30 protein-coding genes are annotated in these 24,975 nt (G+C 55.8%); 9 read left to right on the forward strand and 21 right to left on the reverse strand.

Going from position 1 to position 24,975, the window contains the following annotated elements; genetic code table 11:
* Window position 1 precedes the first annotated feature (1 nt).
* The 7 genes from FIL88_RS06200 to FIL88_RS06230 form a co-directional block, all read right to left on the reverse strand.
* Complete coding sequence (locus tag FIL88_RS06200; protein ID WP_142852904.1) at window positions 2-1,357, reverse strand: branched-chain amino acid ABC transporter permease; 1,356 nt, start codon at window positions 1,355-1,357, stop codon at window positions 2-4.
* Window positions 1,354-2,364, reverse strand: coding sequence for a branched-chain amino acid ABC transporter permease (locus tag FIL88_RS06205; protein WP_142852905.1), 1,011 nt, complete (start codon window positions 2,362-2,364; stop codon window positions 1,354-1,356). The genes FIL88_RS06200 and FIL88_RS06205 overlap by 4 nt, the downstream gene beginning before the upstream one ends.
* Before the next feature lie 2 nt (window positions 2,365-2,366).
* Window positions 2,367-3,080: an ABC transporter ATP-binding protein gene (locus FIL88_RS06210; protein WP_142852906.1), complete on the reverse strand. Its 714-nt coding sequence runs from the start codon at window positions 3,078-3,080 to the stop codon at window positions 2,367-2,369.
* Window positions 3,080-3,859, reverse strand: coding sequence for an ABC transporter ATP-binding protein (locus FIL88_RS06215; protein ID WP_142852907.1), 780 nt, complete (start codon window positions 3,857-3,859; stop codon window positions 3,080-3,082). Before FIL88_RS06215 ends, FIL88_RS06210 begins: the two co-directional genes overlap by 1 nt.
* An 88-nt stretch (window positions 3,860-3,947) precedes the next feature.
* Entirely contained in the window at window positions 3,948-5,138 is a 1,191-nt protein-coding gene (locus FIL88_RS06220) for an ABC transporter substrate-binding protein (RefSeq protein ID WP_142852908.1), read from the reverse strand.
* A gap of 99 nt (window positions 5,139-5,237) precedes the next feature.
* Window positions 5,238-5,750, reverse strand: a complete 513-nt coding sequence (locus FIL88_RS06225) for a GNAT family N-acetyltransferase (protein ID WP_221931124.1) — start codon at window positions 5,748-5,750, stop codon at window positions 5,238-5,240.
* Window positions 5,747-6,733 (reverse strand): GlxA family transcriptional regulator, encoded by a 987-nt coding sequence (locus FIL88_RS06230; protein ID WP_142852910.1) that lies wholly within the window; start codon window positions 6,731-6,733, stop codon window positions 5,747-5,749. The genes FIL88_RS06225 and FIL88_RS06230 overlap by 4 nt, the downstream gene beginning before the upstream one ends.
* Before the next feature lie 238 nt (window positions 6,734-6,971).
* Here FIL88_RS06230 and FIL88_RS06235 point away from each other — a divergent pair, with 238 nt between their 5' ends.
* Window positions 6,972-8,345: a class II 3-deoxy-7-phosphoheptulonate synthase gene (locus FIL88_RS06235; protein WP_142852911.1), complete on the forward strand. Its 1,374-nt coding sequence runs from the start codon at window positions 6,972-6,974 to the stop codon at window positions 8,343-8,345.
* 105 nt (window positions 8,346-8,450) lie between these two features.
* Here the strand turns inward: FIL88_RS06235 and FIL88_RS06240 are convergent, their stop codons facing one another.
* Window positions 8,451-9,329: a PAS domain-containing protein gene (locus FIL88_RS06240; protein ID WP_142852912.1), complete on the reverse strand. Its 879-nt coding sequence runs from the start codon at window positions 9,327-9,329 to the stop codon at window positions 8,451-8,453.
* A gap of 106 nt (window positions 9,330-9,435) precedes the next feature.
* Here FIL88_RS06240 and FIL88_RS06245 point away from each other — a divergent pair, with 106 nt between their 5' ends.
* The 3 genes from FIL88_RS06245 to FIL88_RS06255 are packed head-to-tail and all read left to right on the forward strand — an operon-like array spanning window position 9,436 to window position 11,520.
* On the forward strand, window positions 9,436-10,329 hold the full coding sequence (locus tag FIL88_RS06245) for a YicC/YloC family endoribonuclease (protein ID WP_142852913.1): 894 nt from the start codon (window positions 9,436-9,438) through the stop codon (window positions 10,327-10,329).
* 4 nt (window positions 10,330-10,333) lie between these two features.
* The gene (gene gmk, locus FIL88_RS06250) at window positions 10,334-10,999 is read left to right on the forward strand and encodes a guanylate kinase (RefSeq protein ID WP_142852914.1); all 666 of its coding nucleotides are present in this window, start codon (window positions 10,334-10,336) and stop codon (window positions 10,997-10,999) included.
* The gene (locus tag FIL88_RS06255; RefSeq protein WP_142852915.1) at window positions 10,996-11,520 is read left to right on the forward strand and encodes a gamma carbonic anhydrase family protein; all 525 of its coding nucleotides are present in this window, start codon (window positions 10,996-10,998) and stop codon (window positions 11,518-11,520) included. Before gmk ends, FIL88_RS06255 begins: the two co-directional genes overlap by 4 nt.
* A gap of 67 nt (window positions 11,521-11,587) precedes the next feature.
* On the opposite strand, the gene FIL88_RS06260 is transcribed toward FIL88_RS06255, so the two are convergent.
* A complete protein-coding gene (locus FIL88_RS06260) occupies window positions 11,588-12,298 on the reverse strand; it encodes an HNH endonuclease (protein WP_142852916.1) in 711 nt (236 codons plus the stop codon).
* Between the two features lie 166 nt (window positions 12,299-12,464).
* On the reverse strand, window positions 12,465-13,010 hold the full coding sequence (locus FIL88_RS06265; RefSeq protein ID WP_142852917.1) for a peroxiredoxin: 546 nt from the start codon (window positions 13,008-13,010) through the stop codon (window positions 12,465-12,467).
* Window positions 13,011-13,241: 231 nt separating this feature from the next.
* Between FIL88_RS06265 and lipA the strand changes: the two genes are divergently transcribed.
* A complete protein-coding gene (gene lipA / locus FIL88_RS06270; protein ID WP_142852918.1) occupies window positions 13,242-14,192 on the forward strand; it encodes a lipoyl synthase in 951 nt (316 codons plus the stop codon).
* Between the two features lie 35 nt (window positions 14,193-14,227).
* Here lipA and FIL88_RS06275 read toward each other — a convergent pair whose 3' ends face one another.
* The 3 genes from FIL88_RS06275 to hpt form a co-directional block, all read right to left on the reverse strand.
* Complete coding sequence (locus tag FIL88_RS06275) at window positions 14,228-15,157, reverse strand: hypothetical protein (RefSeq protein WP_142852919.1); 930 nt, start codon at window positions 15,155-15,157, stop codon at window positions 14,228-14,230.
* Window positions 15,158-15,416: 259 nt separating this feature from the next.
* Window positions 15,417-15,587 (reverse strand): hypothetical protein, encoded by a 171-nt coding sequence (locus FIL88_RS16825; RefSeq protein WP_221931125.1) that lies wholly within the window; start codon window positions 15,585-15,587, stop codon window positions 15,417-15,419.
* Between the two features lie 3 nt (window positions 15,588-15,590).
* Window positions 15,591-16,148 carry a hypoxanthine phosphoribosyltransferase gene (hpt, locus tag FIL88_RS06280; protein WP_142852920.1) on the reverse strand — a complete coding sequence of 186 codons (558 nt, stop codon included), beginning with the start codon at window positions 16,146-16,148 and terminating at the stop codon, window positions 15,591-15,593.
* Window positions 16,149-16,217: 69 nt separating this feature from the next.
* Here hpt and FIL88_RS06285 point away from each other — a divergent pair, with 69 nt between their 5' ends.
* Window positions 16,218-16,667 (forward strand): type II toxin-antitoxin system RatA family toxin, encoded by a 450-nt coding sequence (locus FIL88_RS06285; protein WP_142852921.1) that lies wholly within the window; start codon window positions 16,218-16,220, stop codon window positions 16,665-16,667.
* On the opposite strand, the gene FIL88_RS06290 is transcribed toward FIL88_RS06285, so the two are convergent.
* Genes FIL88_RS06290 through FIL88_RS16640 form a run of 4 tightly spaced genes read right to left on the reverse strand, consistent with a single transcriptional unit; the run spans window position 16,668 to window position 19,684 of the window.
* Window positions 16,668-17,030 (reverse strand): DUF1304 domain-containing protein, encoded by a 363-nt coding sequence (locus FIL88_RS06290; RefSeq protein ID WP_142852922.1) that lies wholly within the window; start codon window positions 17,028-17,030, stop codon window positions 16,668-16,670. It lies immediately after the preceding gene.
* 2 nt (window positions 17,031-17,032) lie between these two features.
* A complete protein-coding gene (locus tag FIL88_RS06295; RefSeq protein ID WP_142852923.1) occupies window positions 17,033-17,971 on the reverse strand; it encodes a site-specific tyrosine recombinase XerD in 939 nt (312 codons plus the stop codon).
* Window positions 17,968-19,557 carry a hypothetical protein gene (locus tag FIL88_RS06300; RefSeq protein WP_142852924.1) on the reverse strand — a complete coding sequence of 530 codons (1,590 nt, stop codon included), beginning with the start codon at window positions 19,555-19,557 and terminating at the stop codon, window positions 17,968-17,970. The genes FIL88_RS06295 and FIL88_RS06300 overlap by 4 nt, the downstream gene beginning before the upstream one ends.
* Window positions 19,547-19,684, reverse strand: a complete 138-nt coding sequence (locus FIL88_RS16640) for a hypothetical protein (RefSeq protein ID WP_185960893.1) — start codon at window positions 19,682-19,684, stop codon at window positions 19,547-19,549. The genes FIL88_RS06300 and FIL88_RS16640 overlap by 11 nt, the downstream gene beginning before the upstream one ends.
* 104 nt (window positions 19,685-19,788) lie before the next feature.
* On the opposite strand from FIL88_RS16640, the gene FIL88_RS06305 reads away from it, so the two are divergent.
* Both FIL88_RS06305 and aroB read left to right on the forward strand, forming a co-directional pair.
* Window positions 19,789-20,352 carry a shikimate kinase gene (locus tag FIL88_RS06305; protein ID WP_281281288.1) on the forward strand — a complete coding sequence of 188 codons (564 nt, stop codon included), beginning with the start codon at window positions 19,789-19,791 and terminating at the stop codon, window positions 20,350-20,352.
* Complete coding sequence (gene aroB / locus FIL88_RS06310) at window positions 20,349-21,464, forward strand: 3-dehydroquinate synthase (RefSeq protein ID WP_142852926.1); 1,116 nt, start codon at window positions 20,349-20,351, stop codon at window positions 21,462-21,464. Before FIL88_RS06305 ends, aroB begins: the two co-directional genes overlap by 4 nt.
* A 9-nt stretch (window positions 21,465-21,473) precedes the next feature.
* Here the strand turns inward: aroB and FIL88_RS06315 are convergent, their stop codons facing one another.
* Both FIL88_RS06315 and ssb read right to left on the reverse strand, forming a co-directional pair.
* Window positions 21,474-21,848, reverse strand: a complete 375-nt coding sequence (locus tag FIL88_RS06315) for a DUF4260 domain-containing protein (RefSeq protein ID WP_142852927.1) — start codon at window positions 21,846-21,848, stop codon at window positions 21,474-21,476.
* A gap of 93 nt (window positions 21,849-21,941) precedes the next feature.
* Entirely contained in the window at window positions 21,942-22,427 is a 486-nt protein-coding gene (gene ssb, locus FIL88_RS06320) for a single-stranded DNA-binding protein (RefSeq protein WP_142852928.1), read from the reverse strand.
* 202 nt (window positions 22,428-22,629) lie between these two features.
* Here ssb and FIL88_RS06325 point away from each other — a divergent pair, with 202 nt between their 5' ends.
* Window positions 22,630-23,217, forward strand: a complete 588-nt coding sequence (locus FIL88_RS06325) for a lytic transglycosylase domain-containing protein (RefSeq protein ID WP_407642353.1) — start codon at window positions 22,630-22,632, stop codon at window positions 23,215-23,217.
* 293 nt (window positions 23,218-23,510) lie between these two features.
* On the opposite strand, the gene FIL88_RS06330 is transcribed toward FIL88_RS06325, so the two are convergent.
* Both FIL88_RS06330 and FIL88_RS06335 read right to left on the reverse strand, forming a co-directional pair.
* On the reverse strand, window positions 23,511-24,056 hold the full coding sequence (locus tag FIL88_RS06330) for a VOC family protein (protein ID WP_142852930.1): 546 nt from the start codon (window positions 24,054-24,056) through the stop codon (window positions 23,511-23,513).
* A gap of 90 nt (window positions 24,057-24,146) precedes the next feature.
* Window positions 24,147-24,974: an AraC family transcriptional regulator gene (locus FIL88_RS06335; protein WP_246066623.1), complete on the reverse strand. Its 828-nt coding sequence runs from the start codon at window positions 24,972-24,974 to the stop codon at window positions 24,147-24,149.
* Window position 24,975: the final 1 nt, after the last annotated feature.

Here is a 24,975-nt window from a genome sequence, read left to right on the forward strand (position 1 = left end):
CTTACTTCTCTGGGATCAAGCCGCGTGGGCTGAAACGAAGAACCAACAGAAGCACGATCCCCATCGAGAACAGGCGCATATGCGCAGCGGAATCGATCAGGTGCGTCTTCAGGGCTGATCCATCTTCCATTCCATAGGTCACAACAGACATCAGCCAGTTACCGATAGGCTCCACCTGGATCCACAAAAACCAGATCAGGAAGGCTCCCAGAACGGACCCCAGATTGTTGCCCGATCCGCCGACAATCACCATGACCCAAATCAGGAAGGTAAATCGCAGCGGCTGATAGGTGCCCGGCACCAGCTGGCCGTCCAGCGTGGTCATCATGGCACCCGCCAGTCCGCACAGCGCGGACCCCAACACAAAAATCTGCAGATGTCGTTTGGTCACGTCTTTGCCCATGGCTTGGGCGGCGACTTCATTGTCGCGAATGGCCCGCATCATCCGGCCCCACGGGGAATTCAGCGAAAGCTGGGCCAGAATGATCAGAGCAACCAGAACCACAGTGAACAGTGCTGAATAGGACAGCTTTACCGCCAGTGTTGACGCCGTCGTTGCATCCAGCCCAAGACTGTCCGCGCGGGCGACGAAATCGGCGCTTTGCTGCAGGTCGACCTCGTAAGGAACGGGGCGGGGCAGGCCGATCACGTTCTTCACGCCGCGCGCCATCCAGTCTTCATTTTTGATGACTGCGATGACAATCTCGGAAATCCCAAGCGTCGCGATGGCCAGATAATCCGAACGCAATCCCAAAGCTGTTTTGCCGACGACCCAAGCTGCGCCCGCCGCCAAAATCCCCCCGACAGGCCAAGCCAACAGGGTCATATAACCATGTGCTTTATAGTTCTCGGGCCCACCAGGGTTCAGCCCACCAAGATAGCCGGTTTGTGCAGGGTTGATCGCTTCAACTCCGGCAACACCTGCATCAAAGATGAAGCGATAAAGGAAAAAGCCCACCACCAGCGTGCCAATCGTGGCCAAGGTGCGATTGCGTCCCGCGGCCATGCGGGTGTTGATCAGCACCGCGGCGACCACGGTCGCGGCCCCCACCAACAAGCCAAATACGATGCCAACGCCGCCTTGGCTCCAGGCGCCGGGCGTTGCGGGCATCGAAACCAGCACAGTTGCCAGACCACCAAGGGCGACAAAGCCCATGATGCCGACGTTAAACAGGCCCGCATAGCCCCATTGCAGGTTCACGCCCAAAGCCATGATGGCCGAGATCAGCGCCATATTCAGGATCGTCAGAGAGGCATTCCAACTGCCTGCAAAGATCCACCAGTCAGTCGAACCCTGAAGGATGAACAGCAGCGCAACAGCGCCAAACAGAAGCGGTGTACGAAGAGAATAGCTCATACCGATTGCCCCTTGAATAGACCCGTAGGTTTGAACAGCAGAACGACGATCAGGATCACAAAGCTGACGGCGAATTTATAGTCGGTGGACATCAGCTGGACGAGGCCTGTTGGTTCAAGGCTTTCGGGCAGCAAATAGACTGCAACTTTCTTCCAGGCGTAGGTGATCGTGACCTCGGAAAACGCAATCACGAACCCGCCTGCGATGGCGCCCAGCGGGTTGCCCAGACCGCCCACGATGGCCGAGGCGAAGATGGGCAGCAATAGCTGGAAATAGGTGAACGGTTTAAAGGTCTTGTCCAGTCCGTACAGCGTGCCTGCGATGGTGATCAGGGCAGCGACGATGATCCATGTGATCATCACAACGCGTTCTGGGTTGATACCAGACAGAAGCGCCAGATCCTCGTTGTCTGAAAACGCGCGCATGGATTTACCCGTGCGGGTCCGGTTGAGGAACCAGAACAACACAGCAACCACGATGATCGCAGTTACGATGGTGATGCCCTGTGACGTTTTGAAAGCCAGTCCTTCGCTCAGGCCGGTGGCATTCTTAAAGTCGCGGGCTTTGATGATGAAGCGTTCTCCATCGGCAAAGCGCTGATCCCCCGGTCCAATGATGAAACGGACGACACCGTTCATGATGAACATCACACCCATCGAGGCCATGACGAACACAATCGGCTTTGCTTTCACACGACGATAGAACCTATACACGGTCCGGTCTGTCAGGATCAACAACATCGCCGTGACGACAATGCCAAAGGGCAGGGCCAGAAGGGCGGTCGGCAGCGGGTGAATAGACAGACCCATTGACTGGAACCACCACGTAAACAGGATCGTCACCATCGCCCCGAAGGCCATCGTGTCGCCGTGCGCGAAGTTCGAGAACCGCAGGATCCCATAGATCAGCGTGACCCCCAACGCGCCAAGCGCCAACTGGCTGCCATAGGCGATCGCGGGGATCAGTACAAAGTTGGAAAGCGCGACAAGCGCGTTCAGAAAGTCCATACTCAGCCTCCCAAGAACGATTGGCGGACTTCGGGGTCGGCAAGAAGTTCTTTGCCCGAGCCCGTATGCGCGTTGCGGCCTTGCACCAGAACATAGCCTTTGTCAGCAATCTCAAGCGCTTGGCGGGCGTTCTGTTCCACCATCAGGATCGAGATGCCGGTGCGGGCGACCTCGATAATCCGGTCAAATAGCTCGTCCATCACGATGGGGCTGACGCCTGCGGTGGGTTCGTCCAGCATCAAAACCGTCGGTTTGGTCATCAGCGCGCGGCCCACGGCCACCTGTTGACGCTGCCCACCAGACAGTTCTCCCGCGGGTTGGTTGCGCTTTTCACGCAGGATCGGGAACAGCTCATAGACCTGTTCGATCGTCTCGCGGATGTCATCTGTGCGGATGAAACCACCCATTTCCAGGTTCTCTTCCACCGTCATCGCGGTGAAGATGTTGTGGGTCTGCGGCACAAAGCCCATGCCCTTGCGTACCCGGGCCTGAGGCGACAGTTTGGTGATGTCTTCACCATCCAGCCGCACCGCGCCCGAGCGCACGTCCAGCATACCAAACACGGCTTTCATGCCGGTAGATTTGCCCGCACCGTTGGGGCCAACGATCACTGCGATCTCGCCCTTGTCGACGGCGATGGTGCAGTCGTGCAGAATGTCCGGGCCTTTGCCGTAGCCGCCGGTCATGCTGTCTCCGATGAGGAAAGGTTCGCTCATTATGCGTCCTCTTTCTTATTCTTCAGGCCGGTGCCCAGATAGGCTTCGATCACTTGTTCGTTGGCCTTAATTTCGGCCAAAGTGCCTTCGGCCAGAACTTTTCCTTCGGCCATACAGATCACTGGATCACAGATCTTCTCGATGAAATCCATGTCGTGTTCGATGACGACGAAGGTGTAGCCGCGCTCTTCGTTCAGACGTTTGATCGCATCCGCGATGGTGTAAAGCAGCGTGCGGTTCACACCGGCGCCGACCTCGTCCAGAAAGACGATCTTGGCGTCGACCATCATGGTGCGACCCAGCTCCAGAAGCTTCTTCTGTCCACCCGAGATTTCGCCCGCCCGCAGGTTCGAGATGTGCGAGATCGTCAGGAACTCAAGGACTTCATCCGCTTTCGCCTTCAAAGCGCGTTCTTCGTCCGCAATCCGTTTGCGGCCAAACCATGTGTCCCACAGGCGTTCGCCAGATTGACCGCCGGGCACCATCATCAGGTTCTCGCGGCAGGTCATCGATCCGAACTCATGCGCGATTTGGAAGGTGCGCAGAAGACCTTTGTGGAACAGTTCATGCGGGGGCAGGCCGGTGATGTCTTCACCCGCCATGGTGATCCGACCGGATGTCGGCTTCAACACGCCCGCGATGACGTTAAACAGCGTCGTTTTGCCCGCGCCGTTAGGGCCGATCAGGCCGGTAATGGACTGATCCTGGATGGTCAGGGTTGCCCCATCGACGGCGCGAAAGCCGCCAAAATGTTTGTGGACATCCTCGATGACGATCATGTGAATTCTCCTGCCACTTCAAGTTTATGGCGTAACTTACGGAAACAGCCCGGAAAAACCGGGCTGTTTCGTTGATTTTCAGGTCGGTTTAGTGGAAGCCGACTTCTTTGAATTCGCCACCTTCGATGACAACTTCACGGAAGCTACCGCCGCTTTCACCGGGGCCGACCAGTTCGACGTCCGAGCCACCGACATAGTCGATGTCGCCGCCATTCGACAGGATTTCCAGCGCTTTGGCCAGTTCACCCGGTCCAATCGGCTCGCCCGGAGCGTTGGCCACTTCGGTGATCGCAGCAGCAACGGCTGCGCCATCGGTGGTGCCTGCTTTGTGCATGCCCAGAAGCAGAACAGCTGCCGAGTCGTAACCTTCTTTGGCATAGACCGACGCGCCATCGATACCGGCATCTGCCAGCAGCGCTTCCAGTTTACCGGCACCGTCGGTTTTCGATGCGGGGTGCTGACCAAAGCTGCCGTCCAGATCCGAACCGAATTTCTCGGTCAGAGCGTCCGACACCATGCCGTCGGGCAGGACGAACAGGTCAAATGCACCGCTGTCCAAAGCACCTTGGATCACGCCTGCACCACCTTGGTCCGAGTAACCCGCAACAACCAGAGCGTCGCCACCGGCCGAGGCCAGAGCGCCAACTTCAGCCGAATAATCGGCTTTGCCGTCTTCGTGGGCTGCGTTGATGGTGACGGTGCCGCCAGCAGCTTCAAACGCAGCGGCGAAGCTGTCAGCAAGACCTTTGCCGTAGTCGTTGTTGGTATAGGTCAAGGCAACCGACTTGACGCCTTTGCCCATGATGATGTCGGCCATCAGTTCACCCTGACGGGCGTCCGACGGGGCCAGACGGAAGAACAGGCCGTTGTCTTCCAGCGTCGACAGAGCAGGCGAGGTCGCCGAGGGCGATACCTGAGCAACACCGTTCGGCATCGACACGCCGGTCAGAACAGCGCCGGTTGCACCCGAGCACATTGCACCAACGATACCGGCTACGCCGTCACCGGTGACCAGACGTTCAGCCGCAGCGGTTGCAGCAGCCGAATCCACACAGGTCGAATCGCCACGGATCGCCATGACTTCTTTTCCGCCCATGAACGTACCGCTTGCGCTGACTTCAGCGATTGCAGCTTCTGCACCGCCAGCGATCGGCGGAGCAAGGCTTTCCAGCGGGCCAGTGAAGCCCAGCAGAACGCCGATTTTGACAGCGTGATCATCGGCAAATGCCGCGCCACAGGTCAGTGCGGTGGCCGCAGTGGCCAGCAAGAGTTTTTTCATATTTGTTCTCCCAATTGGAAAATTCCGGTCTCGACCCTAGGCGCGCATCTCAGAAAAGGAAAGACCGAAGCCGGGCATCTGCTCAAAAAACCGCTTGATTTATGGATTGTCTTTTCGCGAGCGCTCTAGGGCATAATAGTCGCTGTCGCACCATTCACCATTGATCTGGATGGTCGCGGGCGCGGAATGCGTCAGCCGGAACCCAAAATGCGTCAGCAAACGGGCTGAAGCCATATTTCGCGGGTCGATCTCGGCTGTGATGTCTCGAACCGTGGGGTGAACGTCCCATGTCGCGCCAAGAATGGCTGCCAGCGACTCGCGCGCGATTCCTTGGCCCCAATACTTAGGATGCAGGATGTATCCCAGCTCGGCCAATCGCCAGATCCCAGCCTTGCCGATGACCTTACCGTCGAACTCGATCACGAATTCCAGCCCGGTTTCCCGGTTGGACGCGATCATGCCGTCGAGCGTTTGCTGGGTTCGAGCAAGCGTATCATGGGCCAGATGGCTCCAATATCGCATGGCATCAGAGTTTGAGAAGATGTGGTGCAACGCTTCAAGATCGTCTTGCCTCGGCGGGCGCAACACAAGACGCTCGGTTCGCAAGATCACGCAGGCTTGGCCCCGCGGCTGCCACGCTCGCGATAGGGCGTTGTGTCGTAATGCGACCGATAGCATTTTGAGAAATGTGAGGGGCTTGAGAAACCGCAGGACAAGGCCACGTTGATGACGCTCATGTCCGTTTGCATCAGAAGATTGCGCGCTTTCTGAAGGCGCAGCTCCATGTAATAGCGTTTCGGGGACCGGTTCAAATACCGGCGAAACAGGCGTTCAAGCTGGCGGGTGGACATACCAACCTCGCTGGCCAAAACAGAAGGAGAGATGGGTTCTTCGATGTTGGTTTCCATCTTGCGGATCACATCGGAAAGCTTGGGGTGACGCACCCCGATCCGGGTGGGCACAGACAGACGTTGCGTGTCACTTTCGGTTCGGATCGTCGTATAGATCTGTTGATCCGCAACTACATTTGCGATGTCTTCGCCCTGATCCTCAGCGATGATTTTCAAAATCAGATCAATCGCAGAGGTGCCGCCTGCGGCAGTCATAATTTTACCATCCACAACAAACACGCGTTTGGTCAGCTCTACATCATCGAATTCTTCCGAGAAGCTGTCGTGATTTTCCCAGTGAATCGTTGCACGCTTTTCATTCAGAAGCCCTGCTTTGGCCAGAATATGCGCAGCCGTACAAAGGCCTGCGATACGTACTCCGCGACGCGCCTCGCGACGCAGCCAATTCAGCAGTTTCGTGCTGCATTTGCTTTGGACATCCACGCCGGACACAAGAACCAGCGTATCGTCCCGGCGCAGCTCTTCCAGTGGACCATCCGCTAGAAAGCTGGGGCCGGCGGATGATTCAACCTGACCACCGTCTTCGGACAGGATCACCCAATCATAAAGCTTCTTTCCGCTGGCGCGGTTGGCAATGCGCAGTGCATCCACAGCCCCTGCAAAACTGAGAAGGGTAAACCCGTCCACCAGAACGAAAACAAACCTGCGCGTGGCTGGCTCATCCATATGTGTCAGTCTGGTCATCCGACTCACCCTTTTTTCTTCATGGGTTCATTAAAGGTAGCGACGTTATCAGCAGGTTTAGCGACCCACAGCAAGACGCTTTTTTATCAATCATACCGCACGAGTCCTTTTGCGACAATCGATGCGAAAAACCCGTCACAATCTGGTTACACAACTCTGTTTGCACGTTAGCGCCGGACAGGATAAAAGAGGCATCGCCCGACATCTGGGCGAAGATATACAGTTTACGGAGAAAATCATGACGGAGTGGGACAAGTCGGCCTGGCGCAACAAGCCAAGGGTACAGATGCCAGACTATACCGACCCGGCCGCGCTGGCCGAGGTCGAGGCGCAACTTGCAAAGTATCCGCCATTGGTTTTTGCCGGCGAGGCCATGCGCCTGCGCGAAGAATTGGGACGCGCATCGCGGGGCGATGCATTCCTTCTGCAAGGCGGCGACTGCGCCGAGAGCTTTGCTGATTTTTCTGCCGACGGCATTCGCGACACATTCAAAGTGATGCTGCAAATGGCCATGGTTCTGACCTTCGGAGCCAAGGTGCCGGTGGTGAAAGTTGGCCGCATGGCAGGCCAATTCGCCAAGCCGCGTTCGGCACCGACTGAAACCGTGGAAGGCCTTGAGCTGCCCAGCTACCGTGGTGATATCATTAACGAGCTGGACTTCACCTCGGACGCCCGTATTCCGGACCCGAAAAAGATGCTGCAGGCCTATACGCAATCGGCGGCGACGCTGAACCTTCTGCGCGCGTTTTCAACCGGAGGTCTGGCCGATGTGCATCAGGTCCACAAATGGACGCTGGATTTCACCGCTTCGGGTGAAGCTGAAAAGTACCGCACCATGGCCGAGCGTATTCAGGATAGCCTTGATTTCATGCAATCCGCCGGTGTGACCGCTGATCGGATGCATTCGCTGCAGACAGTGGATTTCTACACCTCGCATGAAAGCCTGCTTTTGGAATACGAAGAGGCGCTGACCCGTCTGGACGCAACCACTGGCAAGACTGTTGCGGGGTCCGGCCACATGCTGTGGATTGGTGACCGTACCCGTCAGCCCGATGGCGCACATGTGGAATTCCTGCGTGGTGTGATCAACCCGATCGGCTTGAAATGTGGTCCGACCACCACCGCCGAAGATCTGAAAGTTCTGCTTGAAAAGCTGAACCCGGAAAACGAAGCAGGTCGCCTGACCCTGATCGCGCGTTTCGGTGCTGGAAAAGTTGGCGAACACCTGCCGCGTCTTATCAAGACCGTTCAGGAAGAAGGCGCCAATGTTGTGTGGTCCTGTGATCCGATGCATGGCAACACGATCAAGTCGGCTTCGGGCTATAAAACCCGTCCGTTCGATAGCGTGTTGAAAGAGGTGCAAGAATTCTTTGCTGTGCATAAGGCTGAAGGTTCGGTCCCCGGTGGTGTGCATTTCGAAATGACCGGTTCGGACGTGACCGAATGCACTGGCGGCGTACGCGCCGTAACCGACGAAGATCTGTCGGATCGCTATCACACCGCTTGCGACCCACGCTTGAACGCCAGCCAATCGCTGGAACTGGCCTTCTTGGTCGCGGAAGAGCTGTCGTCGCGTCGCAACGGAAGCGCTTTGGCCGCAAAGGCGAGCTAAACAACTTAAGTGTTGTACATGAAAAGGCCCCGACGGTGTCGTCGGGGCCTTTTCTTTGCCTGATGCGGTGCAGAACGCCCCGTATGCTCCTGCGATCAGGTAAATTCAGTCGGATGTCACAAGTCTGAGATAGGTGCGCTGGGACGTCCGCTCGTGTTCGGACGTTTCGGTATCCTCGCGCAGATCAAAATGCCGTCGGGCTTCGGCAAAGGCGTGAAAGGCGTCATCACCTGCCGCGTTGGTGTCGCGAAATACATGTCCGGACGACGGGTTTGGGGTAGTGCTCAGGCGAACATCCAGCTTTTCCGAGGTGCGTTTCACTGCACTCTGACCTTCGTCATAGGCTTTCTGGGTAAGGCTCATGGATGGCGTCACATCAGCGTCCGCAACAATTGGGGTCACTTCAACGGATTGGATCGAGAACCGCTGTGGTCCACGCTTTACGTCTCCGTCCATCTGTAAGGCTCCCAGAACACGAGTGATCTGACCATCTTCGTCGCGAAGCGGCAGCATCACCATCTGTGCATCGCGCGTTTTGCGAAAAGCGCCCGCTTCGGTGCGCAACGACAACGTGACCTGAGCGGGCATGTCAAACAATGCCTCCAGCGCACGGTGCAGTTCCTTGCGCGCCTCGGTTTGGAAAAAGACCGAGATGGGCATCCCGCGCACTTCCATATCCAGAATGTCATTCAGATGCTGCCCGGCCAGCCGGATGCGTGCCAATCCCGGAGCGATCTTTTCAAGGATGAACGCTTCGTGCAACGCGCCCGCCATGCCGCGCGGGTCAACCTCGTGCCGGGTGGGGCACAGACGCCCGTTGCGCAACCCGTGCCAATAGGCCTCGACCAGAGAAATTGCCGGAAAACTTGTCGAATGCCGGGCCGACGACAGTGACACCACATTCCCGTTACGCAGATACTCGATTTTCATCACAGTGTTCCCGACAGCTTGGTCCCAAAACGGATCCGACTGATCCTTGTTCATCTGGTGACCGTTTGTTAACGAATAAGTAGGTAATGCTTACCGATGTCTTAATATGTCATATTCTGATCGAATTTGGCGGAAAATCTTATCAAATGGTTAACCTCTCATGATCTACTCGATGACCGGATATGCCAGTGCCACTGGTGAACTGAACGGATTTACCTGGGTTTGGGATATGCGATCGGTCAACGCGCGAGGGCTGGATATCCGCCTGCGGTTGCCCGATGGGCTGGACGGGGTCGAGGACGCTCTGCGCAAGTCATTGAAACATAAGATCGCGCGCGGAAATGTGTCGGTGACGTTGCGTGTCTCGCATCCTGAAGATGAGGGGCAATACGCTGTGAACCCTGAACGGCTGGGGCAGGCAGTCACGCATCTGATGTCCATCGCGGCCGAGGCTGAGATGCGTGGGTTAGTCGTCTCGCCGGTTTCAGCGGCAGATATCGCACAGCTGCGTGGCGTGATCGAAATGCGGGCCGCAGACGCGGATAGCCGTGCGCCGCTGATTGAGGCGCTGAGGAAACAGATCCCGATGCTCATCGACGCGTTTGTTGCGTCGCGGCAAGAGGAAGGGCAGGCGCTTGCCAAAATCATGACGGGGCAGGTGGATCAGGTCGAAACCCTTGTCGGGCAGGCCGAGGCCCTGCTGAACGACCGCAGCCAAGCACAAGCCGACGGACTGCGTGCGGCTTTGGCCCGCATTATGGATGCAACCGAAGGGGCCGATCCCGACCGGGTGTCGCAAGAGCTGGCCCTGATCGCCGTCAAAACCGACGTGCGCGAAGAACTGGACCGGCTGAAAGCCCATGTTTCGGTCGCGCGCGCGCATTTGACCGCCGGGGACCCTGCGGGCCGCAAGCTGGATTTCCTGATGCAGGAATTCAACCGCGAAGCCAATACATTGTGTTCCAAGGCGCAATTTAACGAACTCACCCGCGTAGGGCTTGACCTGAAGCATGTGATTGATCAGATGCGCGAGCAAGTTCAGAACGTGGAGTGACCGCATGAGTGCCGCAGAAAATACCCCGGAAAACCGTCGCGGTCTTCTTATCATCCTGTCCTCGCCCTCGGGTGCGGGGAAATCGACGCTGGCAAAACGGCTGATGGAATGGGATCCGACGCTCAGCTTTTCGGTTTCGGCCACGACACGTGCACCGCGTGACGGCGAGGTTGATGGCGAGCATTATCACTTCGTGGAAGAACACGCATTCAAAGACATGGTCATTCAGGGCGAGATGTTGGAGCACGCCCACGTATTTGGTAATTTCTATGGCTCGCCCGCGGAACCGGTGCGTCGCGCGATTGAAAGCGGCCGCGACGTGCTGTTTGACGTGGATTGGCAGGGCGAGGTGCAGATCCGCAATTCGTCCATGGCGTCGCATTCGCTGTCGATCTTCATCCTGCCGCCTTCGATCACCGAACTGCGGTCACGTCTGGTTGGACGTGGGCAGGACAGCGACGAGGTGATCCAGAAACGGATGCAGAAAAGTTGGGACGAGATCAGCCACTGGGGCAGCTATGATTACGTGCTGGTGAACGATGATCTGGAAGAGACCGCGCAAAAGCTGATCACCATCGTCGAAGCCACCCGCCAGCGCCGCAATCAGCAACCAACTTTGCTGGATCACGTGCGTAAGCTGCAGGCCGAATTCGAGGAGGGAGACGCATGATCTATGAACTGGACGGGATCGCCCCCGAGATTGCCAGCGATGTTTTTGTCGCGTCTGACGCCAATGTCATCGGACGGGTGAAGATTGGGGCCAAAGCCTCGGTCTGGTTTGGCTCGACCATTCGTGGAGACAATGAACAAATCACCATCGGCGCGGGCACGAATGTGCAGGAAAACAGCGTGTTTCACACCGATCTGGGCTTCCCGCTGACCATCGGCGCGAATGTGACCGTCGGCCATAAAGTTCTGCTGCATGGCTGCACCATCGGAGACAACACTCTGATCGGCATGAACGCCACCGTGATGAACGGCGCGGTGATCGGCAAGAACTGCCTGATCGGGGCAGGGGCCTTGGTGACCGAGGGCAAGGAGATCCCCGACGGGTCGATGGTTCTGGGTGCGCCGGGCAAAGTGGTGCGGGAGTTGGATGACGCGGCGATCAACGGGATCGAGGCGTCCGCGGTGCATTATCAGCAGAATGCGGCGCGGTTTTTGACGGGGTTGCGGGCACTTTCGCTTTAGGTGTCCGAAAAAATCTGAGCTTGGTGCTCGTCGGAGTTTTCTAAATTTTTCGGCGTTCCGCAATTATTTACTGCTGCACTTCAAAATACCGATACTCAGGCTCTGGTAGTTCATCTTTAGCTCGGTAAACAACCCTTTCAGACAGGGGAACTAAGAAATTGCACCCGAATATTGTGATGTTAGCTATCTCAGCATCTTCGAAGGGCATAATTTGAACACTCGTGGCATTGTTGCGACCTCCGTCAGAATTAGGATCATAACGGTACATAAACCACCAGCGGTCTCCGACTTTTGGGTTGCGCGCAAACCGCCGTGGTTCTCTGTACTTGATCGTAATTGCGTCAAGAGCTGTATCTCTCGCAACACACTCTAATGCCACTTTCAGGAGAAATCTGCACATTAGCAACGGATTTTTTGTTTCCGCAACCACTCTGAATTGTGAAATTTTACCTGATAACACCAAGTTTTCGGCCTCTTCGCTAATAGGATCAAGGCCGATTACGCTATCGTATGGCGATGCTTTAAGCTTCCCTAGTGGGTGATCAATACTGGCCCATTTTTTCTTCTTGGTAGTAACTCCAGAGAAAAGTCTAAGCATGTTTAGAGGATAGTCCTGTAGGACCTTGCTTTCGATTTTTGAGCCGAAGTAGTGGTTGCAGCTATCGCAAACTGTATCAGGTGTCAAAATGGCCCAATCACCTCCGCCAAGAGACTCTGGGATGATGTGCTCCACGGAGCATTGGTTCTCTTTTTGTTGTAGGCAGAAAATACATATCATAACTAAAGCCGAGATTTTCTCAGAAGCTAGCGAACTAAGAAGTTTTCATCACATGATCAAACGTCAGAATTGTACACGACAGATTTGAACAATGTTACATTCGTTTCTTTATAAGCAAAAAGGGCCACCCAATCGGGCGGCCCTTCGTCATTTCTACAGCAATCGCTTATGCGACGGCTTCTTTGGCCTCTTTCAGCCATGCCAGAACGGTTTCCGGGGCGCTTTCGCCATAGGGGTCTTCGCCGTGGTTGTCTTCGCGGCCGGGCTCTTCGAACCATGCTTCAACCACGCCGTCATTGATGACAGCAGCATAGCGCCACGAGCGGGCGCCGAAGCCCAGGTTGTCTTTCTGAACCAGCATGCCCATCAGGCGGGTGAATTCGCCCGAGCCATCGGGGATCACTTTGACGTTTTCCAGTTCCTGATTGCGGGCCCAAGCGTTCATTACGAAGCTGTCATTGACCGACATGCAGTAAATCTCGTCGATGCCTTCGGCGGCGAAATCGGCAAATCCGTTCTCGTAACCGGGCAGCTGATAGGTTGAGCAGGTCGGGGTGAACGCGCCGGGCAGCGAGAAGAGAACAACGCGCTTGCCTTTGAAGTAATCGTCCGAGGTCATGTCCTGCCAGCGGAACGGGTTCGGGCCTTCGATGCTGTCATCACGAACGCGGGTGCGGAAGGTGATGTTGGGGACGTTAACGCCTGCTTTCATTGGGGAATTCCTTTTCAATAGCTGCGCGTGGCTGGGAATCGCTTCGCGCGTTGACATAACGATTAGAACGATTCCAAATGCCACTCAACGGAGATTTTATGCTTCGCGACAATTTGGTGCGGTACCACTTTCGGCTATGCGCGGGTTGCATATCAGAAAAGCAGGCTTTCAAGGTGACTTGGGGGAACAGGACACGTATATAGGTCAGAACTACTGGCCCGGAGGAAAGCCATGCGTGATCTGAACATCCCTGAAAGCCGCCATCCCGAAAAGGCGCATCGCAAGGACAACGCACAGCCTAAGAAACCCAGCTGGATCCGCGTGAAAGCACCCGGTGGCAAAGGCTATGCCGAGACGCATAAGATCATGCGCGAAAACAATCTGGTCACGGTGTGTGAAGAAGCTGGCTGCCCCAATGCGGGCGAGTGTTGGAGCCAGGGCCACGCCACCATGATGATTATGGGCGAAATCTGTACCCGTGGCTGCACCTTCTGTAACGTGGCGACGGGCAAGCCTGACACGCTGGACGCATTCGAACCCGGCCGTGTCGCTCATGCGGTTAAGAAACTAGGGCTTAATCACGTTGTGATCACATCCGTAGACCGCGACGATCTGAAGGACGGTGGGGCCGAGCATTTCGCCCAAACTATTCGCGCGGTGCGTCACCAATCGCCTGATACGACAATTGAAATTCTGACGCCGGATTTCCTGAAATGCGATGACATCGTGCTGGAAACCGTCGTTGAGGCGCGTCCTGACGTGTTCAACCACAACCTCGAGACCGTGCCCGGCCTCTATCCCGAGGTCCGCCCCGGTGCGCGTTACTTTCATTCGCTGCGGCTGTTGCAGCGCGTGAAAGAGCTGGACCCGACGATGTTTACCAAATCAGGCATCATGGTTGGTCTGGGCGAGGATCGCCAATCCGTTATGCAAATCATGGATGACATGCGTGCAGCCGACATCGACTTCCTGACCATCGGACAATATCTGCAACCCACGCCCAAGCACCATGCAGTTGAACGTTTTGTGCACCCGGATGAATTCAAGGATTACGAGACGGCGGCCTATGGTAAAGGCTTCTTGATGGTTTCAGCGACACCGCTGACGCGCTCGTCCTATCACGCTGGCGATGACTTCGCGCAGCTGCGTGCCGCGCGGCTTAAGAAGTTGGGGCAGGCCTAATTGGGTTCAGCCCCCTATACTGGGGGCTGAGGCCATCAGAATTCGTAGCGCAGCGAAACATCGGTCAGCTCGTTATCGCCGATGGATACATAAGTGGCTTCGAGCGCGACACCATTCTGGAAGCGCCACGCACCGCCAAGGCTATAATAGTTGTCGCTCGGCGTGCCCAAAAGTTCGGCGGTTAGGGTGACGTTATCAGTGGCATGATAGTCCAGCCATGCGCGGTGGTAGCCCGTTCCAATAAGGTCATTATGTGCATAGCTAGCACCGTATCCGAACTGGCTATAGCGCCCATCCAAGCCGAGGATCCAGTTTGTCGCGCTGTCTGCAGCCTCGATACGTTCGATCGAGCCGAAGAAGGCGACCGAATTCTGTTCTGTTAGCAGTGTCATTTCATGGCGAATAGCCGCAGCATAGACATGCGCATTGGCCGGAGCGCCATCCGCAGTAATGCGGTTGTAGGACGCGCCCACCTTGGTGTTCCCAAACTGCCCATCCCAGCGCAGGCCAAGATTGGTCATGTCACTTTCCTGAAGAAGCAGCGCAGAAGTCGTACTGCCGTTGATCGAAGAAAGCTGCGTATCGATATACGTGCTGGCCAGAATAATTCGTCCATCCAGATAGGTCCGGTCCGGGACCGGGCGCGTCATACCGGCCGAGAAAACATGGTCGCCAAAGCTATACGTCACAGCAGGGTACAGATTGCTTTGAGTCACCCCTTCTAGATGTCGTGCATCCCAGCCAAGCGAGACACCCCAGTTTCCCAAAATTCGGTCGAAGGACAGATCGACCTCGGCGGTCGTCAGAAATGTGCTACCGGACTCAAATTCGAGATAGCTGTGATCCACATATCCTGAGATGTTAAAGTTACTTGCCAGCGATCCAAACGCACTGTCCTGCGCAACAGCCGCTGAATGCCCCACCATCACCAATACGCCAGCGAAATTAAGAGTATATCTATACATATCATACCTTTAGGTTCAATTTGTGATGGCGCATATCAGCCAACTTTTAGTCGGCATAGCTAAGAGCCATGGCACAAATCAACACGTAATGCATGTAAATGCATACGTGCAGAACTGTCCTGCGTGTTGTGGGTTACCGAAGCCGTTTCAAGCTGCTGTTGAGCCGTCACAATGACGAGAAATGCGCCGCACCTGTTGACGTCGTAGGCAATTCAAAATCAGCTTGCTTCTCAAGCAGTTTCAAACGGCTTTCAGGTCGTCAGGGACGTCGGATGCGTTCGATTTCCATCCAGTCTGGCGCGCCTATGAAATACTCATAGGCAAACAGGGCCAGACAGATCGCAAGCACAACAATGCCCAATATAACCCGTCTGGCGGATGGCGGGTTCCGCGCCCATTTCGACATTCTAAGAAGCCAGCGCGGATCCATGCCTTAGCTTTCGTTGTCCGGGGTATCTAGGAACCGCACCTTGCCGATATGGGGCAGGTTTCGGTTGCGCTGCGCATAGTCGATGCCATAGCCCACGACAAATTCATCGGGGATCTCAAATCCGGTCCAATCGGCCTTTACATCCACCTCGCGGCGCGATGGCTTATCAAGCAGGGCGATGGTTTTCAGCTTGCGCGGCCCTTTGGCATGCAACAGCTTCATAACGTGTTTCAGGGTGAACCCGGTGTCGACAATATCTTCGACCACCAGCACATCACGTCCAGAAATCTCGCCGCGTAAGTCTTTGAGAATACGGACTTCTCGGCTGCTTTCGGTCGAGTTCCCATAGGATGATGCCTCAAGAAAATCGACCTCGACGGGCAGGTCCAGTTCTCTCACAACATCTGCGATGAAGACGAACGAACCCCGCAGTAACCCGACAACAATCAATTTGTCGGTACCATCAAATTCGTCGTGAATTTCTTGTGACAGTTCCTCAACCCGCGCAGCGATCTGCTTGGCAGAAATGAGCGTATCAATGACATATGGTCGCTGTGCCATAGCTTCCCCCTTGATTCTCGCTTGCATAACTAAGACATGTGCGTCTCACAGAGAAGGAAAAAGCCGACCATGCCCACCCATGGTGAAAAACGTGTCATGCCGTATACAGCCGATCAGATGTACGATCTGGTCGGTGATGTCGGTCGCTATCCCGAATTCTTGCCGTGGAACGCAGCCGCGCGGGTGCGCAAAGTGGTGCCGATGGATGATGGACGTCAGCTGATGGAGGCTGATTTGGTTATCAGTTTCAAAGTGTTTCGCGAACGTTTTACCAGCCGTGTGACACTGGATCAGGCGGGCAGGCGGATTGACACGGAATATCTGGATGGGCCGTTCAAGTATCTGAAATCATATTGGACCTTCACGGATCATCCGCAGGGATGCGAGGTCGAGTTCTTCGTGGATTTCGAATTCAAAAGCCCGATGCTACAAAAGGTCATTGGTCTGGTCTTCAACGAAGCCATGCACCGGATTGTTGCCGCGTTTGAAAAACGTGCAGCCGCGCTTTACGGCGCCTGATCACGAGATCAGAAGAGCCGCGATGGCGATGAAAGCGGGCAGGGCTTGCACATAGAAGATCCGTTTAGACGCGGTTAACGCTCCGAATACACCTGCCACAGCGACGCAAAGCAGGAAGAACAGCGCGACATTCCACGACCAATCGGCGTCCGAGATCAAGCGCGACCAAATCAATCCTGCCGCCAGAAAACCGTTATAAAGCCCCTGATTGGCGGCCATGGCTTTGGTGGGGGCAAACAGGTCGCGCGGGAAGCTGCGAAAGACCTTGGGGCCACGACTTTCCCAGGCGAACATCTCGAACCACAGGATATAGAGGTGAAGGGCTGCGATCAGCAGGATCAAGGTAGTTGCTACAATGCTCATGGTCAGTCCTTTTCCGCTAGCGGGTGGTGGGTGAACACCAGATCCTTCAGGCGCTCTTCCAGAACATGCGTGTAAATCTCGGTCGTGGCTAGATCTGCATGGCCGAGCAGAGCCTGTATTGACCTTAGGTCAGCGCCATGGGCCAGCAAATGCGTGGCAAATGCGTGGCGCAACCGGTGCGGTGTCACGTCATTCGGGGGCACGCCGGCAGAGACAGCGATTTCCTTGATGATCCCATAAAAGCGATGACGGGTCAGGTGCCCCGCAGAACCGTTGGACGGAAACAGGAAAGGTGACGGTTTAACACCTTTTTCGATGCGTGCGGTTTCTTCCGCCTCATCCCGGCAGGTAAGCCATTCATTCAGAACCATGCGGGCCTCGCGGGATAATGGGACCAGCCGGTCCTTATCACCTTTGCCGCGGATCAGCAGAAGTTGTGGGTCGCCACGCGTGGCCGAAACGGGCAGGGTGACAAGTTCGCTGACGCGCATTCCTGTGGCGTAGAGAAGCTCCATCAGGCATGTGTTGCGAAGGCGATCTGACTTGCTGCGACCAACGGTGCGGGCCGCAGTCAGAAGGGCGTCAACTTGATCCTCTGAAAGGGTTTTAGGCAGTGATTTCATCTGCCCCGGACCCCGAATTTTCAGCGCGGGATTGTCCTTGCGCCATCCTTCTTCATACGCAAAGCGATAAAGCTGTTTGATAGATGAAAGCCTGCGTGCACGGGTCGAGGTTGCAAGCCCTTGCAGATCGCAATCAACCAAAAACGCTTCGATTTCGGCACGCGATAGGGTGTCAAAGGCCAGCTTCTTACGCTCGAGATACTCGGTAAACGCCTTCAAATCTCGGCCATAAGCTAGACGTGTGTTCTCGGACGCGCCCAGTTCGGCCGCTTGTGCTTCAAGAAACCCGGAAATCCAGCGCGCGTGATCGGGCGTCATCCGCGCCTCTCAAGGATCAGAACCTCCAGCGCGGCTTGGCGGGCGACGCGTTCCAACCCGATGTGACGGAAGAAGGCCAGCGCATCCGCAATCTCATCCAGATTGCCGTGGCTGCCGCTTTCATACAGCGTAATGGCGCGCAGGATCGCTTCGCCCATCCGGTCACTGTCCATCATAGACTTCAGGCGGGTGGGGACCTCAGTGGCGTTCAATCCCTCAATCACTGCACGCGATGTTGCGTCATAGGCCGATGCGCCCTCGGTGTCACCCAATGCAATTGAGGTCAATAGGGTTTCCTTTTGATCGTCTGGCTGGGTTGGCCACGAGGCAGCAAACTCTTCGCTGCTGGATGACAACAATCCTAGCGACAGAGCGACAGTGCGGGCCTGCGGGTCTTTGGGAGGGGGCGACATGAGTCGTTCGCCAAACAACCTCGCAAACGGAACCTCCAGCGCGGCGTCTTCGATCTGCGGCCACAGTGCCTTCAGTGACGCAGATAACGCAGCCTCATTTCCGCTGTTTAGGCTCTGCTCGAACCTTCGGACGGTTTGCATTCGGTCCCAGATCCCACCCGAGGCCGCGGGACGGCGTTCGGTGTAAAGCCCCAGCAGCTGGTTTGGCGTCGCCGCGCCTACGCGCGCCAGACGTTCTCCGGCTTCGGCACGGGCCTTCCATCCGATATTGGCGCGCAGATCGGCTTGTGCAAAAGCAAGAGGCAAATTACCCGTGGGGATGTGTTCGCCGATGGCTTCAAACATCCGATAGTTCAGAGGAGTCAAGTCTGGGGGGCGTCGCAAGGGCGGCTCCCCCTCGAATAGATCCGGATCAAGAAAACGCGCCAAAAGGGCATCTTCGAAGTCCGAAATATAGCCCAAGGCTCGACCGGTTTCGAGTGTCAGAACAGCGGCTTCCCAGTCGCCCGAGCGGGCTAGGCAAAAGACTCGGGCCGGAAATGTGGGGCTAAGATCGGGCGAGTTTTTCAGAACCTCGCAGAACCGATCTTCGACGCCCAATAGCAAGGCCGTGTCGAATCCTCGGCGAAAAACGTTCGCATTGGTGTTGCCCGCTCGCTTCAAAAGGGCTTCGGCCTGATCCAACGCCCCAATGGCTAACAGCCGATCAACGCGCGCCATGAACAGGCGATCGTCACCCGTGCGCGCACCTTTGGGTGGATTCAGTTCGGTCAGAAGCAGCGTGTTCAGAAGATCCTGCATCGCTGGATAAAGGTGCAAAGGCATGCTAGTGATGCGGCGCGCCAGATCGTCGGGGCGCGATTGTCCCCAAAGATCACGCGAAAAACCAGTGGTCGCGTTGGACAGCAGACCGACGGAATCCAGCACCGGCGCTTCCAGAAGACTCATTGTAACCTGCGCAACGGCCGCGCCACTTGCCGTTTCGGGCTCGCTTGGGTCTGGTGGTAGTACAGCGCTGTTGATTGATGGTACTGGAAGGGCAACGCTGTCTGACAACCAGCCAATCGCAGACAGGGGGGCGTTACCGTCTGTGACTTGCGCTTGCCCCAGACCCGCCATCATAGTCAATGCTGCGCCAATAAGCGCTGCGATTGTGATCCTATCAGCTTTCATTCAGGATCACTGTGGTGCTTTGCGGCTCGCTGGGGGGGGACATATCGCCTAAATAGGCATAGCCCGACAACCCTATTACGCCAAGAATTGCAAGAAAAAACAAGAGTTTGATCAAGCGCATACGCATGGAGAGTCACCTACTTTCTGCCTCGGAATTCGTTTTGATGATTTTATATATGGTATTTTCCGTAAGATCACGCCATTCAGGAAAGAAATCTGTATTTTGGGCAAGTGGATGCCGTTTTGGCTTTCAACGTGAAAAAATCCATCGTTATGGTGGGCATGATGGGTGCGGGAAAAACCGCGGTGGGGCAGGCGTTGGCTGCCCTGCTTGAAGTGCCATTTCTGGACAGCGATGAAGAGATCGTGCGCGCGGCTAATATGACCATCGCCGAGATCTTTGAGCGCGACGGAGAAGCTTTCTTTCGCGACCGGGAGACCGAGGTTATCGGTCGACTTCTGGATGGCGAACGCGCCATTCTGTCGACCGGTGGCGGGGCCTTTATGGCCGAGCGCAACCGCCGCATGATCAGCGAACGGGGCGTTGCGGTTCTGCTGCGCGCGGATCTCGAGCTATTGTGGAACCGTGTGAAACACAAGGACACACGTCCGTTGCTGCGCACGCCGGACCCAAAGGCCACATTGACCGAAATCTATGATGCGCGCGTGCCGATCTACGAACTGGCAGATCTGGCCGTGGACGCACATCCAGACTATACCATCGCGCAGATGGCCGAGGCCGTGATCAACGTGTTGAAAACGCGCCCTGACGTGCTTGAGGAGCTTCCGGAATGACAACAGTTCACGTCCCACTGGGGGATCGCGCCTATGATGTGCGGATCGCGCCGGGTTTGATTGCGCGCGCGGGGGCCGAGATCGCGCCGCTTTTGCCGCGTCCCAAAGTGTGGATCGTGACCGAGGAAACTGTCTCTGGGCTGCATCTTGATGCGCTGAATGCCGGTCTATCTGCCGAGGGTATCACCACTGAGGCACTTATACTTCCAACCGGGGAATCGACCAAAAGCTGGCCGTTCCTCATGCAAACCGTAGAATGGCTGCTGGAGCAGAAGGTCGAGCGTAAAGACGTTGTGCTTGCCTTTGGTGGTGGTGTGATTGGCGATCTGGTGGGCTTTGCGGCGGCCATTTTGCGCCGTGGCGTGCGCTTTGTGCAACTGCCTACATCCTTGCTGGCGCAGGTCGACAGCTCGGTCGGGGGCAAGACCGGGATCAACGCGCCTCAGGGCAAAAACTTGATCGGCGCCTTCCATCAGCCGTCTTTGGTTCTGGCCGATATCGATGTGCTGGGAACACTGAAATCTCGCGATTTTCTGGCGGGTTACGGCGAGGTTGTGAAGTATGGTGGCCTAGGCGACGCAGATTTCTTCGACTGGCTGGAAGTCAACGGACCCGCCTTGGCCGGTGGTGATCTGGTGCTGCGGGAAGAGGCCGTGCGTCGATCCGTCCAGATGAAAGCCGACATTGTCGTGCGCGACGAGACCGAGCAAGGCGACCGCGCGCTTTTGAACCTCGGTCACACATTTGGTCACGCGCTTGAAGCGGCAACAGGCTATTCCGACCGCTTGTTGCATGGGGAAGGCGTCGCCATCGGTTGCGCGCTGGCATTCGAGACCTCAGCCCGTCTGGGGCTGATGAGTCAAGAAAGCCCCTCGCGCTTTCGCGCGCATCTGGCGGAGATGGGAATGAAAAAGGATATTCTGGATATTCCCGGCGATCTGCCCGATGCAGATGGGCTGCTCGAGCTGATGGGGCAAGACAAAAAAGTCGAACAGGGAAAACTGCGCTTCATTCTGGCCCGTGCCATTGGCGATGCATTTGTCGCCGATGATGTCGATCTAGGCGTTGTGAAAGGCGTGCTGGAAGACACGCTTTCGGAGCGTCAATCCTAAAATATCATGTTACTTCAGTGATATGTGGGTCATTTTGAAACCATATCGAGACTTTAGACCATAGCCAACTGCTCGGTCCAAACCGATATGGCCCAACCAGACGACGCCCATAACCCACAGATCTGCGGGCCCAAGCGCGGCCAAAATGGCCAGTAGCATTGGGATCAAGTAGGTATGGGCTAAGTTATAGCACCACGCTCCAACGTGTTTGTTGATCAGATAGCCCAAGGCTGACAGGTCTGGGATCGAGAACAACACGGGGTACAGCCACCACGTCGCCCCCAAACCTGCGTAAAACCATAAAGATACGCCAAAAATCGCAGCGCCTTCGAGGCGAAGCAGGATATTGACAGGGCGTTCAGTTATCGGATGCGTGTGGGCCATATCTGCTACATGGGGCGGGCAAAATGTTGAACAACCGTGGCGCGCAAAAAAAGGCCGCCAAAAGGCGACCTTTTTGAAAATCATGTGTTCGGATCAGAACGGGATTTCGTCATCAAACCCGCCGCCAGCGGGGGCCGGACCGCTGTCACCGCCGCTAAAACCTCCCTGGTTTCCGCCGCCGTAGCTACCGCTTTGGCCACCTTGTCCGCCGCCACCCTGGCCACCGCTGCGGCCGTCCAGCATGGTCAGCGTGCCGCCAAAGCCTTGCAGTACGACTTCTGTCGAATAACGATCATTGCCCGACTGATCCTGCCATTTTCGGGTTTGCAGCTGACCCTCGACATAGACTTTCGAGCCTTTGCGTAAGAATTGCTCACACACGCGCACAAGCCCCTCCGAGAAAACGGACACGGTGTGCCATTCCGTCTTTTCGCGGCGTTCGCCGGTGTTGCGGTCTTTCCAGGTTTCGGACGTGGCAATGCGCAGGTTACACACTTTGCCACCATTCTGGAAGGTCCGCACCTCGGGGTCTGCCCCCAGATTACCAATAAGCATGACCTTGTTAAGCGAACCCGCCATCCTGCGTCCTTTCGATTCTAAATTGGGCCATATGGTTACACCATATACGGGCGAGTGGAACGTGATTTCTGCGATCTGAAGCGCGAGATGCGCTGAGATCTGCAGCTTGTGACGTGCAGCACTTTGCACCAGCGTACAATGCACCTATATTGTCACCGTATTCAAAGTGGGGGCGGGGAAGTTGCGCCAAAGAGTTTTCTCAATTGCCGGGCTGGGTATTGTCGCTACCCTTGCGTTAGACGCACCGGGAAATATAGCGGCGGCCGAAGATCTGTTTGGGTCGTCGGGCGGGCGGAGCAGTTTCAAATCTCAGCTCAATGTGCTCGATTCTCGAGCAGCACAACAGTATTCGAATTCGATTAAGCTGACACCGAACGGGCCCGAGACACCTACCAGTTATGGAATTCCCAGCTATCGGGGCAATTACAAAGGCCAGTTCTTGCCGATTGCGCAGGCAGTGGCACGGCGGCATGGTATTCCCGAAGATCTGTTTTTGCGACTGGTCCAGCAGGAAAGCGGCTGGAACCCCAAAGCGAAAAGCCATGCAGGGGCCATCGGTCTTGCCCAGTTGATGCCCTTTACAGCACGCAAGCTTGGTGTGGATCCGTGGAATCCAGCGCAGAATCTTGAAGGTGGGGCGCGGTATCTGCGGCAGCAATATGACCGTTTCCGGTCTTGGCGCCTTGCGCTTGCAGCCTATAACGCAGGGCCTGAGGCTGTGGCAAAATACAATGGCGTGCCGCCTTATAAAGAGACCCAAGGCTATGTGAAGGCCATTCTGGGCAGCTAGATTTTCGGCAGAGCGTGACCTACGGGTCCCGAATAGCTGCGTTCCAATTAAGCGAGCCGCAAATGATACTGCGCATGCCAGCGCGTTTGCCCCTGCTTCTGCGCCATCTTGAAAATCTTGCCTGCCAATTGCGTGTATCCGTGGGCGGACGAAGTCGGCAGGTTTGTAAAAACCTCTGCGTAGCATGGCGACTTGAGTAGCGAGGTAAATCGAGATCCATCAAAACGACATGGACGCATCCTTTGAAGACACGCCCATTCATAGATCATCCAAAATTTTGCGTGAACCCGAGATCATTCGATGCTCGACAGCTCTTTCTTGTGCAGCCATTCCGCGTGCTTTGGCGCCCGTTTTGTCTGGGACCATTCATGCAGCATGTCCCACTTTATTTCGTTCATACGTTTAAGCATGGCCTCTTCCTCGGGATCTGGACAGGCAAGCTCAATGCGGTGACCATTAGGATCGAAGAAATAGATCGAATGGAATATCGAGTGATCTGTGACGCCCAGAACATCAACGCCATTGGCTTCGAGATGCTCTTTGAATTCAATTAATTCCATTCGGTCTTTTACTTTGAAAGCAATATGCTGCACCCAGATCGGGGTGTTTGGATCGCGACCCATTTCGGGCTTTGTGGGCAATTCGAAAAATGCCAGAACGTTTTCATTTCCTGCATCAAGAAACACGTGCATGTAAGGGTCAGGTTCGTGCGTCGATGGGACGTGGTTTTCAGCAATGGCCAGAATGAAATCCATCTTCAGCATCTTGCCGTACCATTCGACCGTCTCTTTCGCATCTTTGCAGCGATACGCGACGTGGTGAATCCGTTCGATTTTCATGAAGTCCTCCTGTTTTGATAAGTCATACACTATAATCGTTGTAAATGCAACGAATTGGGTGTGCTGATATTATTGCAGGGTAGGGGGTGTCTATCCCTGTTTGCGAAATGCCGAAGGAGTAAGCCCGGTTTGCTTCTGGAAAGATCTGGTAAAATATGCGGCTGATGCGAAGCCCAATGAGGCGGCAATATCTTTGATCGGCACTCGTGTCTCGGTCAGTAAGCGTCGCGCCTCATAGGCTATACGGTCTTGCAGAATGGCCGAAGCCGGACGCCCACAGGCATTGTTGCACACTCGGCTCAGATGGGTGGGCGTGATTCCAAGCTCAGCCGCATAGTCGCGCACGGTCTTCACGCTGTGGAAATCCTGCTCAACAAGTGCTGTATAGGCGTTGACCAAACGAGCTCCAGACTTAGGCCGTCGATCGTGGTCTTCCATCGACGCAATTTGACGCTCTAACCACACCGCAATTAGGCCAGCATGACACATCATGGCGCGCTCAGCACGCGGCGCGCCCCTCTCCATTTCGCGCTGCAGATCATCAACCAGATTACTAAGGTCAATCTGACGATCTGCGTCGCGTAGACGCAGGTGCTCTGCGTCTTGGGGCAGGCCAAGTTGTACTTCGCTTCCTTGCGGAAATACAATGATTGTGCCTGCGACTTGCGCGTTCATTTCGAACCCGTGCATAGTACCTGCCGGCAAATAGACGCAATTATGCGGGCCGTAGCCTGAGGTCACGCCGTTGATGGTGATCCGACCCTGACCGCGAGTGAACCACAGTAAAACTGGTGCGCCATAGGATCGCATAGCTTCAGTGCGCCAGCGCCCACCAGCACCTAAACGCGCGAGCGGTAGCACGCGAAACGGGGAATTTGGATGTGAGAGTTCAGACATATCATACAATCGCAGCAACATA

The organism is Aliiroseovarius halocynthiae, from assembly GCF_007004645.1.
Classification (GTDB): Bacteria; Pseudomonadota; Alphaproteobacteria; order Rhodobacterales; family Rhodobacteraceae; genus Aliiroseovarius; species Aliiroseovarius halocynthiae.